Origin of the sequence: Bacillus sp. SIMBA_005 (genome assembly GCF_046535585.1) — a bacterium.
Lineage (GTDB): Bacteria > Bacillota > Bacilli > Bacillales > Bacillaceae > Bacillus > Bacillus pumilus.
The window spans coordinates 1-264 of record NZ_JAWRWI010000577.1; the positions used below are offsets into that span (position 1 = coordinate 1).

Consider the following 264-nt stretch of genomic DNA (forward strand, 5'->3'; position numbering starts at 1 on the left):
CTGTTCGCACCGGAGCGCTTCCTCGCGGCCGGCCTGCACGGCGTCGAACGTCGCGGCCGGCGTGGCCGGGTCGACGACGCTGCCGCGCCGGCGGCGCTCGGCACGCTGCGCGAGCAGGCCGTGCGGCTGGCAGCGGGCTACCCGGGTGCGGTCGTCGAGGACAAGGGCGCGGCGCTGGGCCTGCACTGGCGCAGCGCGCCCGGGGCCGAGACCGCGCTGCGCGCTTTCGCCGAACAGGCGTTGCCGCAGTTGCCGGGTTACCAG

At 77.7% G+C, this 264-nt stretch carries 1 protein-coding gene; it reads left to right on the forward strand.

From position 1 onward, the window contains the following. The coding region (locus SB660_RS21365; protein ID WP_410584407.1) for a trehalose-phosphatase at window positions 1-264 on the forward strand (264 nt) is incomplete at both ends.